Below are 15708 nucleotides of genomic sequence, written 5' to 3' on the forward strand. Positions count from 1 at the left end.
CTTCGCCGGATCGTTCTAGCGCGGACAGGGGGCCCCGCGCCATCAAGCTACGCGGCCCGCGTTACGATTCCTCTGCGGCGAGAGCGTGGTCATTCGGTTTCCGAACCACCCGGGTCCCGGGTTTCCCAAGGGCGAGCCCTTGGGCGGGGGTTCGGGGGCGGAGCCCCGAGATCGGGCGAAGCCCGACACCAGGGCTCTGCCCTGGACCCGCGAAAGGGCTCGCCCTTTCGAAACCCGGACGGGGGCCGTCCGCTACCGTCGCGCAGGCGCTCACAGGGTCGCCAGGTAGCCGGAGACCGTCGCGACCGCCAGCACGGTCGAGACCAGCACCACGGTGGCGGTGAGGTCGGCCTCGCGCCGGTAGAATTCCGCCAGCATGAACGGCCCGGTGCCGGTGGGCAGCGCCGCCATCAGCACGGCGGTGTGCAGCAGGAGCGGCGGCAGGTCGAACACGTACCGGCCGAGCCCGTAGGCGAGCAGCGGGTGGGCGGCGAGCTTCAGCCCGACCAGCAGGGCCGCGACGCGCCTATGCCCTTCTGTGCCCTGCCCGCCCCGGCTCCGGCGCCTCTGGGCCAGGAACAGGCCGAGCGCCACCAGAGCGCAGGGCGAGGCCGCGCCGCCGAGGAGTTTCAGGAACGTCTCCACGGGCGCCGGCACGGCGAGGCCGAGGCTCGGCACCAGGGCGCCGAGCGCCGGGGCGACCAGCAGCGGGTTGCGCACCAGGGAGCGGCCGACCGCGAGCCAGATCGGCACGCGCCGACCCGCCGGATCCGCCTGCCGGAGCCCGGTCTCGATCAGCACGATCGCCACCGCGAACACCGCGCAGACCGTGAGGATCACCGCCACCGTGGTGGGGGCGAGCGCCTCCGGCCCGAGGGCGACCAGCGCCAGGGGAAAACCCATGAAGCCGACATTGGCGTAGCCCGCGTTGAGCCCGTCCAGGGCGGCATCCGCCAGGGGGCGCCCGGCCCCGCGCCGGATCAGGACGGTGAGGGCGAAGACCGCGAGGCTGCTCAACCCGAAGGCGCCGACGAAGCCGGGCTTCCACAGGGCGGCCCAGTTTGCGTGGGCGGTGACGTCGAACAGCAGCGCCGGCAGGGCGAGGAATACCACGAAGCGGTTCAGCTCCGTGGTGGCGGCGGCGCCGAGCACGCCGATCCGCCGGGCGAGCCACCCGGCGAAGACGAGCGCGAAGATCGGCAGCACGACCGGGAGGGTCGACAGCATGGCGGGTCCGGACCGGAGGATGAGCCTTCGGCCTTTGGACGATCTGACCGCCGCGCTCCAGTGCCGGGGGCGGGGACCTGCCATGCCCACATCCCCGGGCCCCCTGCCCCCGCCCTGCGCTACCAGCGATAGATCAGGCTGCCGATCACGGTCGCCGGGGCACCGCGGAAGCAGTTGCCGAACGCGCAGGTGTTGTAGGTCCGGTCGAACACGTTGGTGGCGTTGATCTGCGCGCGCAGGCCCCGGTACTTCGGGTCGATCGCCGCGAAGTCGTAGGCCACCAGCGCGTCGTAGAGCGTCACGGTGGGGTTGCGCACCGTGTTGTCGTCGTCCGCGAAGCTCGTGCCGATGTAGCGGATGCCGCCGCCGATGGTCAGGCCGCGCAGGGGCGAGGAGGTCGGGAACGCGTAGGTGAGGAACGACGCGTAGGTGTCGCTCGGGATGCCGGAGACGCGGTTCCCGTCCTGGGTCGCGCCTGTGAACGAGGTCTGGCTCACGAACCGGAAGTCGAGGTGCGTGTAGGCGATGGTCAGGTTCGTGCCCGGCGCGAGGTTGGCGACGGCCTCGGCCTCGAAGCCGCGGGAGCGCACCGAGCCGGTGGCGGATTGGAAGGCAAGGTTGGTCGGGTCGGTCCGCAGGATGCTCGACTGCTCGATGTCGAAGCCCGCGAACGCCGTCTGGATGTTGGTGCCGGGGATCAGGTATTTGACGCCCGCCTCGATCTGGTCGCCGGTCGCCGGCTTGAAGGCCTGCCCGCGCACATCGGTGCCCACCTGCGGCGTGAAGGTGGTGGCGTAGCTGGCATAGGGCACGAGGCCCGGCGCCAGGACGTAGCCGAGCCCGACGCGGCCCGTGAAGGCGGTGTTGTCCTGGCGGGTCACCGCGCTGGCGGGCGTCGCGCGGTTGTCCTGGAAGACCCAGTCGTGCCGTCCGTTCAGGGTCAGGATGAAGTCGCCGAACTTGGCCTGATCCTGCAGGTAGACGCCGATCTGGTCCTGCGCTTGCCGCGTGGGGCTGCCCAGCGTCGGGGTCGGGATGAATTGCCGGCCGTAATTCTGCGTGATCAGGTCGAGGTCGGGCGCCGGGCCGGCGCCGAAGCGGTTGCTCAGGCCGTAATGGGCGTAGTCCACGCCCGCCAGCAGGGTGTGGGCGACCGGGCCGGTGACGAGGTGCGCCTCGAGCTGGTTGTCCAGCGTCTGCTGCACCAGCCCCTCGCGGATGTAGCCGGTCGAGCGGGAGCCCAGGGTCCGCGCCGCGTTGATGGAATCGATCTCCGCATACTTGGCGCTGAGGAAGATGCCGTAATGCCGGAAGTTCTGGCGGACGATCAGGTCGTCCGAGAACCGGTGCTCGAAGGCGTAGCCCACCCGGTACTGGGTCTGGTCGAGGCCGGCGAAGCGGGGATCGCCGCTGTAGTACTTGGTCACCCGGAAGCCGGGATCGTTGTAGTAGAACACGGTCGCGGGCGTGTTCCGGACCTGGAATTCGCTCAGGAAGGTCAGGGTGGTGTCGGCCGAGGGCTTCCACGTGAAGGCCGGGGCGATGTTGAGCTGGTCGTCGTTCGTGCCGCGGCCGATGAAGGTGCCGGCCTCCCGCCGCACGCCGGTCAGCCGGTACGCCATGGTGCCGTCCGAGCCCTCGACCGGGCCGCCGAGATCGAAATTGCCCTGGAAGCGGTCGAAGCTGCCGCTCTGGAACCAGACCTCGCCGAAGGGCGCGAAGACCGGGCGCTTCGACGTGACGTCGAGGATGCCGCCCGGCGAGCCGAGCCCGTAGAGGCCCGAGGCCGGCCCGCGCAGGATGGTCACGGCCTCCAGGCCGTAGGGCTCGATCCGCGGGAAGATGAAGCCGCTGCCGATCTGGCGCAGGCCGTCGCGGTAGGTGCCCTGGTTGGACAGCACGTCGAAGCCGCGGATGAAGACCTGATCGAAGCGCGGATCGAAGCCCGACACGTTGATGCTGGCCCCCGGGACGTAGGCCAGCGCGTCGCTGAAGCTCTGGACGTTGCGGTCGTTGAGCTGCTCGCGGGTGACGACCGAGACCGCTTGCGGCGCCTCGATCAGCGGCGTGTTGGTCTTGGTGGCGGTGGGGCTGATCCGGGCGACGTAGCCGGTGACGCCGGACGGCCCGCCCCCGCCGCCGCTGGTCGCCGCCGTGCCGCCATCGCCGCCGCTCACGTTGCCGCCCAGCCCCGCACCGGCCGGAACCACGGGGCCGGGGCCGACGGCCTCCACGGAGATCTCGTTGAGCTGCACGCTCCGGTCCTGGGCGAGGGCGGGGCCTGCGAGGGCCGTGGCGGCGAGGAGCAGCCCGGGGCGGACGGTACGCATGAACATCGAAAACCCTGTTGTCATGCCGTTGGATTGGCATTCGGGTCTCACGATGGGTCGATCACGGGTTGTTGATCAAGGCGAATACGTGTTGTAAATCACACACTTAGAAGACTTAAAAAGTGGAATGATTCGAGGCTGGGACGACGTTGAAGCCGGGCCGGTTACCGGTTTGCCCGAATGGTCCCGCGGATCGAGGGGCAGCCCGTTCGAGATGCGCGACCGCGTTCGCATCGTAGGATCAGCGCTCCTGCGCCGATCGCGCGCCCATTTCCCGGACGGGTGGAGCGAAGCGGAACCGGATCCCGGGTCGCATTCCGCCTGCGCTGCATGCGCCCGGGAAAGGGCCGCGTTCCCGCATCGGAAACCGCGCTGAACCGGCGCGACGCCATGGCGTCGGATCGCTGCGGACACCGTCAAAGGGCCGGCGTGCCCGGGTTTCCGGAACGCGACGTCAGAATTCCAGCGGCGGCTCGCGCAGGGCGTCGCTCTCCCGGGTGCAGGTGGCCTGATCGGGGGGGGCTCCGGCCCCGGCCATGGCGGCGTGGAGTTCGCTGCGGGCCTTCTCCAGGTCGGCCCGGAAGGCCGGATCGCCCATCAGGGCCGCGAACACCGACGTGCCGGTGAGGCGCCCCGCCGCCACGTCGCTGAGCCAGTGCACCCCGCACACGATGCGGCTCTCGCCGTAGGCCCGCCCGCGCACCAGGATCGCGGTCGCCTTCTCGGGCACCAGGGCGGCCAGGATCAGCGCGTAGGCCCAACCCTGGGTGGCGTGGCCGGACGGGTAGCTGAAGCTGTCGGCGAGCGCCTGGGTACGCTGCACGCAGATCGGCGCGTCGTTGCCCACGAAGGGGCGCAGCCGCCGGTAATGCACCTTCGGGGCCCGGGTAGCATGGGCGAGGTCGAGGCGGGCGCGCTCCAGCAGGTTGATCACCGCCGGCACCCGGGCCTGGTCGATCCGGGTTCCGAGCACGCAGGCGAAGTTCTCCAGCACCGCGGCGGCGCCCTCCGCCACGTCGTTGGCGGCGATCTCCCAGCGGGGGCTGCCCTTGAGGGCGCGGGTGTTGGCGAAGGCCGCCCGGTCGGCCCTGTCCAGGGGCGCGTCGTGGGCCGGCGGCGGCGGCAGGATGCGGACCGCGTCCGGCAGCGCCGCGTCGGCGAGGTAGGGCTTCACGGCCGGCCTGCCGGGCTTGAGCGTGTCGGCGCCGAGCGAGGGCGCGGCCGTGGGGGCAGGGCGGGGCGGATCCTCGGCCCAGGCCGGGATCGCGGTGGCGAGAAGGACCAGAAGCGTCAGGGTAGCGTTCGGCAGGGTCGAGGTGCGGGGCATCGGATCCGTAGCTGGCTCAGATGAATCGGCGGGCCGCTCCCGCTGCCGGACGAACGGTTCGGCCGGCCGATTCAGTCCCTGCACAGGTGCCCGCCCCTGTCCAGGGGCGGGGTTTCCGCGGTTGACCCCGGCTCCGGGAGGCGCGAACCCTGCGCCGACCCGCTTTTACCGGCATCCGGCACGATGGCTCGACCGCTCGACCGCGCCCGCCTCCTCGAAGCCTTCGAGGCCCTGGGCTCAGACCTCGCCGATCACGGCCAGTTCGTCGAGCTCGCGATCTATGGCGGCGGGGCGCTGATGCTGCAATTCGCGTGGCGCCGGTCCACCGAGGATGTCGATGCCGTGGTGCGGACCGGCTACGACGAGGCCGCCCTCGCCCCGTCGGTCCGGCGCGTCGCCGAGCGGATGGGCTTCGAGCCGGACTGGCTCAACGATGCGGTCGGCATGTTCACGCCCCTCGACGAGGACGAGACTCTGTTCGCGCTGTCCGGCACCTATCCGACGGGCGGTACGCCCGGTCTCCGGACCGTCCTCGCGACACCGTCCTACCTCCTCGCGATGAAGCTCCATGCCCTCGAAAGCCTCGACCGGGGCGACCGGGACCTGAACGATGCCCGAGCCTTGGCGGTGCATCTGAACATCGGCGACGTGGCGACCCTCGAACGCCACTACCGCGCGATCTACGGCGAGGCGCCGCCGCCGGGGGCGCGGGCCCGCTTCCAAAGCGTCGTCGAGGCGGCCCCGTGAGGCCCCGCAGCCTGTCCGCCGTCGTCGCGCGTGCGCGCCTCGACGGCGACTGGGAGCACCACCTGCGCGACTTCCTCGATGCCTTCTACGCGGCCGACGGCGACGGGGCCCGGCAGGCCGCCTTCATCGCGGAGGAACCCGGCCGGCTCGGGCTGCCGGAGGCCGACGCCTTCCTGGGGGGGGTCGGCGAGCATCTGGCCCGGCGCTGGGGCCTGCCGATCCCCGGCTGGGTCCGCGCCGGAGACCGCTATCTGACGAAAGCCCTGTTCGTTCCGGATGAGCGAGCGCTGCGGGGCTACCTGATCTGCGTCAGCCCCGTGGCGTTCCGGGCGCGGCTGATCTTCACGGGGCCCGACCCGCTCCAGCGCGCCCGGTTCCCCTATCGTCGCGGCGTGATCACGATGCCGCCCGAACATCCCCCGGGCGCCCTGCCCTGAGGATCCTCAGGCCGCCCGGATCGCGGCCGCCACGGCGTCCGGATGCTCCTCGTGCGGGCTGAGCGCCCCCGGGATCGCGGCGCCCGTCACCCGGCCGGAGGCGATCAGCGCGTCCATCTCGGCGCCCGAGCGGCGCGGGGCGCCGTCCGGGCGCAGGACCAGGACCGGCGGCAGATCGCCCGAGAACAGGTCCAGAAACTCCGCGCGGCTCGCCGCCGGGTCAAGGCCACCGGTGACGAAGGCGGCGGTGCCGAACCGGCCGTTGCGCTGGCGGGTGATGGCGTGCTTGTCGCGGATCAGGGCCGGGGTCACCCGGGCGGGATCGGCGTAGACATGGGCGCGCAGCATCCGGCCGATGATCGGCGGGCTGATGTTGATCCGGTAGAGCGCCTCGCCGAGGAGCGGCGCCTCCACGGCCCGGCGGATCCGCGGGAACCAGTGGGCGCGGCCCGGCATCGCGGTGGGCAGCGGCCCCCGCCAGGTCGGCGCCACCAGCACCAGCCGGTCGAAGGTTTTGGGGTGACGCCGTGCCGCCGCGACCAGATAGCCGGCGGCGTGGCCGGCCGCGACCCCGATTGCGTAGGGCCCCGGGGCGGCGTCGAGCAGCGCGTCCAGGAAGGCGTGGAAGGTTTTTGGGGCCAGCGGCACCCGCGCCCGCGCCCGGGCGCCGAAACCCGGCCAGTCGGGGATGCGGCAGCGATAGTCGGCGCCGAGCGCGCCGGCGAGGTCCCGCATCTCGGCGCGTGCCGAGATGGTCGACAGGGCCGGCAACAGCAGCGCCTCCGGCCCCTGCCCGATCACCGCGCAGGGCGTCGGCACCGGCCGGCCCGCCACCGTGAGGTTCAGCGCCTGCGTATCCATCCGGCAATCCACCCGATCGGGGATCCCGAAGGGCCGCGCCCTTCGGTGGGTTGCCAGGGCAAAGCCCTGGCGTACGGGCCTACGTGCGCAGCAGCTCGTTGATCGCGGTCTTCGACCGGGTGCCGGCATCGACGCGCTTGACGATCACCGCGCAGTACAGGCCGGGACCGGGCGAGCCGTCCGGCAGGGCCTTGCCGGGCATCGTGCCCGAGACCACCACCGAGTAGGGCGGCACGCGGCCATACATCACCTCGCCGGTGGTGCGGTCCACGATCTTGGTGGAGGCGCCGATATAGACGCCCATCGACAGGACGCTGCCCTGACCGACGATCACGCCCTCGGCCACCTCGGCGCGGGCGCCGATGAAGCAATCGTCCTCGATGATCACCGGGTTGGCCTGGAGCGGCTCCAGCACGCCCGCGATGCCGGCGCCGCCGGAGATGTGGCAGTTCTTCCCCACCTGCGCGCAGGAGCCGATCGTCACCCAGGTGTCGACCATGGTGCCCTCGCCGACATGGGCGCCGAGATTGACGAAGCTCGGCATCAGCACGGCGCCCGGCGCGATGTAGGCGCCGCGGCGCACGAAGCAGCCCGGCACGGCGCGCAGGCCCGCGGCGCGGAACTCGGCCTCGCCCCAGCCGGCGAATTTAGAGGCGACCTTGTCCCACCAGGGGGCGCCGCCGGGGCCGCCCTCGATGGTCGCCATGTCGTTGAGGCGGAAGGAGAGCAGCACCGCCTTCTTGAGCCACTGATTGACCACCCAATCGGCGTTGCCGCTCTTCTCGGCGACCCGGGCCTTGCCGGAATCGAGCAAGTCGAGGGCCGCCTCCACGGCCTCGCGCACCGCGCCCTTCGTGGCGGTCGAGACGCTGGCGCGGTCCTCCCAGGCGGCTTCGATGGTCTGGGCAAGATCGGAATGGGCGTGCGCGGAAAGGGGTTTGCCGGCCTGGGACATGAAGGTCGAGAACTCTCGTGGCGGGAGCCCGTGCTTACAAGCGGGGCTCGGGGCTGTCACCTGAGGGGGGCGCCATGGCGGGGGTTCCACGCCCGGTCGAGGACCACGGCAGCCCGGTCGGGCTCACTCCACCGCGAGCAGCCCCCGCACCCGGTCGAGATCGGTCACGAAGGCCGCGAGGTCCTCAGCCAGCTCGGCATGGACGGCCTCGGCCGCCTCCGGGAATTCCTCCAGCACGCGCCGCATCAGCGTCGGGGTGATCCGCAGGACCGCGGCGGCGCCCTCGGCGCGGGCCTCGGTCGGGCGCGTGCCGCGCACGAACAGCGCGAGCTGGCCGATCACCGCCGACCGCCCGGCCCGCACCGGCTCGGACCGGCCGTGGCGCGGGATCAGCCGGATCGTGCCGGACATCACCACGAAACCCCCGTCGGCCGGCTCGTCGCGGGAAAACAGCAGGTCGCCGTCGGCGAGTTCGCGGCGCTCGGCCGCGAAGGTGAGCAGGCGCAGGGCATCGCGGTCGAGGAAGCCGAACACCGGCGCGGCGGCGAGGATCGCGATGTCGTCGTCGAGCCCCAAAGAACCGCCTCATCAACCCTGTCGATTGGGATCGCAGGATCGATTACACGCAAAAAGGCAAATAGTCAGGGCAGCAATTTATATCCACCGCCCTCCGTCACCAGGATCGCGGCGGTCGCGGGATTGGGCTCGATCTTCTGGCGCAGCCGGTAGATGTGCGTCTCCAGCGTGTGGGTGGTGACGTGGGCGTTGTAGCCCCAGACCTCGGCGAGCAGCGTGTCGCGGTTCACCACGGCCCTACCGGCCCGGTAGAGGAAGCGCAGGATCGCGGTCTCCTTCTCGGTGAGCTTGAGCTTCGAGCCGCGCTCGCCGACCAGCAGCTTGGCGCCGGGCCGGAACGTGTAGGGGCCGATCTGGAACACCGCGTCCTCGGAGGCCTCGTGGCTGCGCAGGTGGGCGCGGATCCGGGCCAGCAGGATGCCGAACTTGAACGGCTTGGTGACGTAGTCGTTGGCGCCGGCCTCCAGCCCCTCGACGTGGTCGGCCTCGGAATCCTGGGCGGTCAGCATGATCACCGGCCCGCGGAAGCCGCCGGCGCGCATCCGGCGCACGGCCTCGCGCCCGTCGAGGTCGGGCAGGCCGACATCCATCACGGCGAGGTCGATGCGCTCCGCGGCCACCCGCCGGATCGCGTCCGCGGCGTTCGCCTCGGTGAAGACCGAGAACGCGTCGCACAGGTCGAGCTGCTCGGTGAGGGTGTCGCGCAGGATCGCGTCGTCGTCGCAGATCAGCAGGCGGTAGGCATTCGGCATCGTCCGGGTCCCAGGACAGGCCGCCGGCGGGGGAGGGCGATCCTCCCGGGGGGCAGCACGCGATCACTAACGGTTCTCGGCAGGATCGCGGCGATTCTGCGGAGGCTTCGGTTTCCGCACCATTGCGCCGCCGCGGCGGAGGACGCCCCGGCGAACGGGATTGCTGCGGTGGCCGGACCGCCGGGCTGGACTCCGAAGGGGCCCACCCGCGCTGGCGAGGGACCGATCTCCTCCCGAGTCCCGGCTGGCATTCCGGGTTCCGGCCAAGGATAGGGCATCCTTTGTGGCCGGAAATTGCCTTGTGCGCAATTTTCATCCGTCCGACTGCGGATATCGGGCATAAGCCGCGCCGGCTGGACCCGGCCGGGGGCGTCGAGGGGAGGGCGGATATGCGGCGGCGGGCGAAGGGACAGGCCGATGACGGCGTGCGGGTGACGCTGCGCGAGATCCGCGTGCGGGCCCTGGTCGGCGACCGGTGCCGGGGCCAGTTGCTGGTCGGGCGGGCGGTGATCCCTTGTGCCCTCGGCTCCGGCGGTCTCGTGGTCGACAAGCGCGAGGGCGACGGCGGCTCGCCCCGCGGGCGGTTCCGGCTGCGCGGGGGCGCCTACCGGCCCGACCGCCTCGGCCTCCGCCCGCGCACGGCGCTGCCGCTCCGGGCGACGCGCCCCGGCGACGGCTGGTGCGACGATCGCCGGGACCGCCGCTACAATCGCCCGCTCCGCCTGCCGGCGCCCGGCGTCAGCGCCGAATCCCTGTGGCGGGACGACGGGCTCTACGACGTGGTGATCGACCTCGACTACAACCGGGGACCGATCCGGAAGGGGCGGGGCTCGGCGATTTTCCTGCACCTCGCCCGGGCCGGCTACCGTCCCACCGAGGGCTGCGTCGCCCTCGCCCGGGCCGACCTGCTGCGGCTGCTGCGGCGGCTCGGGCCGCGGACGCATCTGCGGATCGGGTGAGGGCGGTTCTCAGAGAGCGGCGGGGTCGAACACAGCCGGTCTGCCTCCGGGTGAGACCTGCGCCGAACCCGTCGTCCGGCCTGGATCGGATGCGGCGGAGGCACCCAAATCCGAAACTGCTGGAGGTGAAGTTCAATTATCTTGGGAGTAATCCCGTTTTTTGGTAACTTTCGATCAAATTGTCGAACAACTTTACGTCCGAACGACTTCGAGCGATGATCTGCGCCCCGGCGACAGCCGCATAGATGGCGCGGGCCCGCAGCTCACCCTCGGCTCGCGAGGCGCGTTTGGCGGCGACCAACTGGTCGCAGAGCCAAGCGGTGTTCACGTCGGCGAACGTTTGCACCTCCTTCAGCACCGGCTCGGGCAACGCGTCATGCTCCGTCGCCATGAAGCTGCTCAGGCACATGCGATTGTCGCGCTCCAGGGACAGCCGGAAGAGGCTCGGGTATCGCTGCAACGCTTCTGTCGGGCTTCCGGCATTCGTCGAAATGGCTTCGAGATCGCGGGCGATGTCTTCCCAGTAGCGCCGTGCGACCGCCTCGCCGAGGAGAGCCTTCGTCGCGAAGTGGTAGGTGATGCTGGCGGCCTTGATGCCGACGGTCTCGGCGAGGTCGCGGAAGTTGAGGCCGCCGTAGCCAGCGGCCATCGCCGCCTCCCTGGCGGCCACGAGGATCGCCTCTCGCACATTCCCCTTCGCCGTCGCTGCCATCTCCGACCTCCACCTGTCATATGGCAGACAGGTGTTGACGGTACAAGATCGGAGTCATAGCCTACAGCCTGTCATCTGACAGACAGATCACGGCACGCGAAAAGCGAGACGACGATGTCCGACAAGCTGAAGCTTTTCACCTCACCCTCGGCCTTTCCCAACCCGCAGCGCCTGCGCATCTTCCTGCACGAGAAGGGCATCGCCGATCGCTTCGACGAGACGATCTACGACATGTCGCCGGTCGGCGAGCAGCGGGGTTGGAAGCACCTGAAGATGAACGCCTGGGGCGAGACGCCGACCCTCGCCCTCGCCGATGGTTCTTACCTCAGCGAGACCTCGGCCATCGCCCGCTACCTCGACGACACGTTCGAAGGCCGCAAGATCATGGGGGCGACGGCGCATGAGCGCGGTCTGGATCAGATGTGGGACAGCCGGGTGTGGGTGCACATCCTCTACCCCATCGTCACGGCCTTCCACGTCCTGCACCAGGGATTGGGCCCGAAGCTCGAACTGACCAGCAACCCGGCCTGGGGCGAGCATTCGCGCAAGGTGGCCCTGGCGCATGCCGGTCTCGTCGACCGGCATCTCGCGGATGGCCGCGCGTGGCTGCTGGGCGGCGAGCAGCCGACATTCTCCGACATCACGTTGGCGACGGCGATTGCGTTCTCCAAGTTCCCCGTCAACGCCACCCCGCTCGACGAGCGGTTCGAACATCTCGATGGCTTCTGGCGGCGCTGGCAGGCTCGACCGGCCTTCATCGCCGCGTATGCCGACCGGAGCAGCGGTGTGCCGGAGATCGACAATCGCCCCTGAGCGTTCAGCGGCCGGGCTTGGCAACCGTCCGGCCGCACGATCGCCTTCACCGCCTCTGCGCGGCGATCTGCGCTGGCGGCTTCGGGGATGCGACGGCGACGGGCCCTACGACTGGCCGGGTCGAACCCGGCCATGGCGGGCCACGCCGATCGCGTCCGATCCCTGAAGCCCGGCACACACCCCTATCCCCTCGGCATCCGCGCCCCGAAGATCGCGGTCCCAACCCGGACATGGGTGGCGCCGAGCTGGATCGCCGCCGGGAAATCCGCGCTCATGCCCATGGAGAGGATCGGCAGGGCGTGCTCTTTGGCCAGCCGGGCCAGCAGGGCGAAATGGGCCGAGGGCGGGTCGTCCGCGGGGGGGATGCACATCAGCCCCTGGATCGCCAGCCCGTGCGTATCGCGGCACGCGGCGAGCAGGGTATCGAGCTGGTCCGGCAGGACCCCGCCCTTCTGAAGCTCCGCGCCGGTGTTGACCTGGATCAGCAGCTTGGGCGTGCGTCCGGACCGGGCGATCTCCTTGGCGAGTGCCGCCGCCAGCGACAGCCGGTCCAGGGCGTGGATCACGTCGAACAGCGCCACCGCCTCCCGGGCCTTGTTGGATTGCAGCGGCCCGACGAGGTGCAGCTCCACATCCGGATAGCGGTCGCGCAGGGCCGGCCATTTCGCCGTGGATTCCTGGACGTAGTTCTCCCCGAACACCCGCTGCCCCGCCGCGAGCGCGGGCAGGATGCCCTCGGCCGGCACGGTCTTGGAGACCGCCACCAGCTGGACCTCGGCCGGATCGCGCTCGGAATCCTCGGCCGCCTGGGCGATCGCCGCCCGCACCTCGGCGAGCCCGGCGGCGACGTCCGCCTGCCCGACCGGGGGTTTCGCGGTCGGATGCCCCATCCCGTCAGTCGGGGGGGAATCCGATTCGGTGGTCGCGTCGTGCATCCTGTGCCTGTCCTGTCGCTGCCGGGCGCCGGCCTCTGTGGCCCCGCTGCAGGGAACGATACGGATCCTTCCGGGAGGCGGGTGATCCAATCTACACCCTCATCCTGAGGTGCCGGAGCGCAGCGGAGGCCCCGAAGGAGCCCTCCAGCCAGCCGGGCGATCCCTGGAGCCCTCCTTCGAGGCCCGCTCACGCGGGCACCTCAGGATGAGGATGTGGATTGGATCGGCCCAGCGAAGGCCGCTCTCGTGTACCCTATGTGCTTCCGACGGACCTATGCGCTCGCGCGCGCCGCGCAAGGCCGAATCACGCCGTCCGTTGACCGGCTCTGGCACAGATATGCTATCGCGGCGCGACCGTGCCGCGACCGTTCCTCCGAACGCCGTCGAGCCTTGACCCCGCCGGATCCATGACCAGCACCGCCGTTCCCCAACCCGTCGAGCGCTACAACGCCAAGGATGCCGAGCCGCGCTGGCAGGAGGCCTGGGCCGAGCAGCGCCTGTTCGAGACCGACAACAGCGATCCCCGTCCGAAATACTACGTGCTGGAGATGTTCCCCTATCCGTCGGGGCGCATCCACATGGGCCATGTCCGCAACTACGCGATGGGCGACGTGGTGGCCCGCTACAAGCGCGCCCGCGGCTTCGCCGTGCTGCACCCGATGGGCTGGGACGCCTTCGGCCTGCCGGCCGAGAACGCCGCCATGGAGCGCAAGGTCAACCCGCGGGACTGGACCTACGCCAACATCGCCTCCATGCGCGACCAGTTGAAGGCCATGGGCCTGTCGCTCGACTGGAGCCGGGAGATCGCGACCTGCGACCCCGACTACTACAAGCACCAGCAGCGCATGTTCCTGGATTTCCTGGAGAAGGGCCTCGTCACCCGCCGCACCGCCAAGGTGAACTGGGACCCGGTGGACCACACGGTGCTGGCCAACGAGCAGGTGATCGACGGGCGCGGCTGGCGCTCCGGCGCGCTCGTCGAGCAGCGCGAGCTGACCCAGTGGTTCTTCAGGATCACCGATTTCGCCGAGGATCTGCTCACCGCCCTCGACGGGCTGGACCGCTGGCCCGAAAAGGTCCGGCTGATGCAGAAGAACTGGATCGGCCGCTCGGAAGGTCTGGAGGTTCTTTTCGCACTCGCCCGACCGCCAGCCGTCGCGCCCGAATCCGTGACCGTCTACACGACCCGGCCCGACACCCTGTTCGGCGCGAAATTTCTGGCGATCGCCGCCGACCATCCGCTGGCCGCCGCGCTCGCCACAGATCGTCCGGCGCTGCAGACTTTCATCGAGGAATGCCGCCGCACCGGCACCGCGCAGGCCGCGATCGACACCGCCGAGAAGCACGGCTTCGACACCGGCCTCACCGTCCGCCATCCCCTGGACCCGTCCTGGGAGCTGCCGGTCTACGTGGCGAACTTCGTCCTGATGGACTACGGCACCGGCGCGGTGTTCGGCTGCCCGGCGCACGACCAGCGCGACCTCGATTTCGCCAACAAGTACGGGCTCGGCAACACCCCGGTGGTCTGCCCCGAGGGCCAGGACCCGGCGAGCTTCGTCATCACCGACACCGCCTATGTCGAGGATGGGCGGATGATCAACTCGCGCTTCCTCGACGGGCTGAGCACCGACGCGGCGTTCGAGGCCGTGGCGCGGCGGCTCGAAGGGGAGGGGGTCGCGACCCGCAAGGTCCAGTTCCGCCTGCGCGACTGGGGTGTCTCCCGTCAGCGCTACTGGGGCTGCCCGATCCCGATCATCCACTGCGAGTCCTGCGGCCCGGTGCCGGTCCCAGTCGCCGACCTGCCGGTGACGCTGCCCGAGGACGTGTCCTTCGACCAGCCCGGCAACCCGCTGGAGCGCGACGCCGCGTGGCGCACCGTGCCCTGCCCGCGCTGCGGCGCCCCGGCCCGGCGCGAGACCGACACGATGGACACCTTCGTCGACTCGTCCTGGTACTACGCCCGCTTCACGGCGCCCTGGCTCACCGACGCGCCCACCGACCGCGCCGTGGTCGACCGCTGGCTGGCGGTGGACCAGTATATCGGCGGCATCGAGCACGCGATCCTGCACCTGCTCTACGCCCGGTTCTTCATGCGGGCGATGCGCGAGACCGGCTGGGCCGGTGTCGCCGAACCGTTCGCGGGCCTGTTCACGCAGGGCATGGTGGTGCACGAGACCTACAAGGATGCGGCCGGCGCCTGGGTGCCGCCGGCCGAGATCGGCTTCGCCACCGAAGAGGGCGAGCGCCGCGCGTTTCACGTGAAAACTCGGGCGCCGATCGCGATCGGCCCGATCGAGAAGATGTCGAAGTCGAAGAAGAACGTGGTCGACCCCGACGACATCATCGCGAGCTACGGGGCCGACACGGCACGCTGGTTCATGCTGTCCGACTCGCCGCCCGAGCGCGACGTGATCTGGACCGAGGAGGGCGTGCAGGGCGCGGCCCGGTTCGTCCAGAAGGTCTGGCGGCTGGTGAACGCCGCCGGTCAGGCGACCGGCGACGGCGCCGCGGATCTGCCCCTGCGCAAGGCCGCCCACCGGGCCCTGGTCTCGGTGCAGGACGATATCGAGCGCCTGCGCTTCAACCGCTGCGTCGCCCACATCTACACCCTGGCCAACGCCCTGGAGGACGGGTTGCGCGGCCCGGTCTCGCCGGCGGCGGCCCGGGAGGCGGCCGGGATCCTGGTGCAGCTCATCGCGCCGATGATGCCGCATCTGGCGGAGGCGTGCTGGGCGGTGCTGGGGGGCTCCGGGCTCGTCGCGCAGGCGCCCTGGCCGGAGGCGGAGGCCGGGCTTCTGGTCGAGGACGAGATCACCCTGCCGGTCCAGATCAACGGCAAGAAGCGCGCGGACGTCACCGTGGCGCGCGACGCCGACGCCAAGGCCGTCGAGGCCGCAACCCTGGCGCTGGAGATTGTCCAGACGATCCTGGAGGGGCGGGCGCCCCGCAAGGTGATCGTGGTGCCGGGGCGGATCGTGAATCTGGTGGTGTGACAGTTCGACTATCGTCGCGCTTGTTGGAAGCATACAGCGCCGCGCCGGCCCGCAGAAGCGATTGACGAGGGCTCCGCCAACCTT

Annotated in this window: 14 protein-coding genes; 5 read left to right on the plus strand and 9 right to left on the minus strand. The window is 70.7% G+C overall.

Translation table 11 applies throughout. The annotated features are described in order from the left end of the window. Positions 1-270: 270 nt before the first annotated feature. From MKK75_RS28610 to MKK75_RS28620, 3 genes are all read right to left on the minus strand, one after another. The gene (locus tag MKK75_RS28610) at positions 271-1227 is read right to left on the minus strand and encodes an AEC family transporter (RefSeq protein ID WP_244045872.1); all 957 of its coding nucleotides are present in this window, start codon (positions 1225-1227) and stop codon (positions 271-273) included. A 119-nt stretch (positions 1228-1346) separates the two neighbouring features. After that, positions 1347-3563 (minus strand): TonB-dependent siderophore receptor, encoded by a 2217-nt coding sequence (locus tag MKK75_RS28615; RefSeq protein ID WP_244045873.1) that lies wholly within the window; start codon positions 3561-3563, stop codon positions 1347-1349. Between the two features lie 448 nt (positions 3564-4011). Then, complete coding sequence (locus MKK75_RS28620; protein WP_244045874.1) at positions 4012-4884, minus strand: acid phosphatase; 873 nt, start codon at positions 4882-4884, stop codon at positions 4012-4014. Positions 4885-5067: 183 nt separating this feature from the next. On the opposite strand from MKK75_RS28620, the gene MKK75_RS28625 reads away from it, so the two are divergent. After that, positions 5068-5631 (plus strand): hypothetical protein, encoded by a 564-nt coding sequence (locus tag MKK75_RS28625; RefSeq protein WP_244045875.1) that lies wholly within the window; start codon positions 5068-5070, stop codon positions 5629-5631. After that, a complete protein-coding gene (locus tag MKK75_RS28630; RefSeq protein WP_244045876.1) occupies positions 5628-6068 on the plus strand; it encodes a hypothetical protein in 441 nt (146 codons plus the stop codon). The genes MKK75_RS28625 and MKK75_RS28630 overlap by 4 nt, the downstream gene beginning before the upstream one ends. 6 nt (positions 6069-6074) lie before the next feature. Here MKK75_RS28630 and MKK75_RS28635 read toward each other — a convergent pair whose 3' ends face one another. From MKK75_RS28635 to MKK75_RS28650, 4 genes are all read right to left on the minus strand, one after another. After that, positions 6075-6929, minus strand: coding sequence for an alpha/beta fold hydrolase (locus MKK75_RS28635; RefSeq protein ID WP_244045877.1), 855 nt, complete (start codon positions 6927-6929; stop codon positions 6075-6077). Between the two features lie 79 nt (positions 6930-7008). Continuing rightward, positions 7009-7884, minus strand: a complete 876-nt coding sequence (dapD, locus tag MKK75_RS28640; protein ID WP_244045878.1) for a 2,3,4,5-tetrahydropyridine-2,6-dicarboxylate N-succinyltransferase — start codon at positions 7882-7884, stop codon at positions 7009-7011. Positions 7885-8007: 123 nt separating this feature from the next. Next, positions 8008-8460, minus strand: a complete 453-nt coding sequence (locus tag MKK75_RS28645; protein WP_244045879.1) for a cyclic nucleotide-binding domain-containing protein — start codon at positions 8458-8460, stop codon at positions 8008-8010. Positions 8461-8525: 65 nt separating this feature from the next. After that, complete coding sequence (locus tag MKK75_RS28650) at positions 8526-9212, minus strand: response regulator transcription factor (protein WP_244045880.1); 687 nt, start codon at positions 9210-9212, stop codon at positions 8526-8528. A gap of 389 nt (positions 9213-9601) precedes the next feature. Here MKK75_RS28650 and MKK75_RS28655 point away from each other — a divergent pair, with 389 nt between their 5' ends. Then, positions 9602-10171 carry a L,D-transpeptidase gene (locus MKK75_RS28655; RefSeq protein WP_244045881.1) on the plus strand — a complete coding sequence of 190 codons (570 nt, stop codon included), beginning with the start codon at positions 9602-9604 and terminating at the stop codon, positions 10169-10171. Between the two features lie 136 nt (positions 10172-10307). Here the strand turns inward: MKK75_RS28655 and MKK75_RS28660 are convergent, their stop codons facing one another. Further along, positions 10308-10883, minus strand: coding sequence for a TetR/AcrR family transcriptional regulator (locus tag MKK75_RS28660; RefSeq protein ID WP_244045882.1), 576 nt, complete (start codon positions 10881-10883; stop codon positions 10308-10310). Between the two features lie 114 nt (positions 10884-10997). On the opposite strand from MKK75_RS28660, the gene MKK75_RS28665 reads away from it, so the two are divergent. Further along, on the plus strand, positions 10998-11696 hold the full coding sequence (locus MKK75_RS28665; RefSeq protein ID WP_244045883.1) for a glutathione S-transferase family protein: 699 nt from the start codon (positions 10998-11000) through the stop codon (positions 11694-11696). 182 nt (positions 11697-11878) lie between these two features. Here the strand turns inward: MKK75_RS28665 and MKK75_RS28670 are convergent, their stop codons facing one another. Then, positions 11879-12631: a YggS family pyridoxal phosphate-dependent enzyme gene (locus tag MKK75_RS28670; protein WP_244045884.1), complete on the minus strand. Its 753-nt coding sequence runs from the start codon at positions 12629-12631 to the stop codon at positions 11879-11881. 407 nt (positions 12632-13038) lie between these two features. Here MKK75_RS28670 and leuS point away from each other — a divergent pair, with 407 nt between their 5' ends. Further along, a complete protein-coding gene (gene leuS / locus MKK75_RS28675) occupies positions 13039-15624 on the plus strand; it encodes a leucine--tRNA ligase (protein WP_244045885.1) in 2586 nt (861 codons plus the stop codon). Positions 15625-15708 lie beyond the last annotated feature (84 nt).

The organism is Methylobacterium sp. J-030, from assembly GCF_022829545.1.
Classification (GTDB): Bacteria; Pseudomonadota; Alphaproteobacteria; order Rhizobiales; family Beijerinckiaceae; genus Methylobacterium.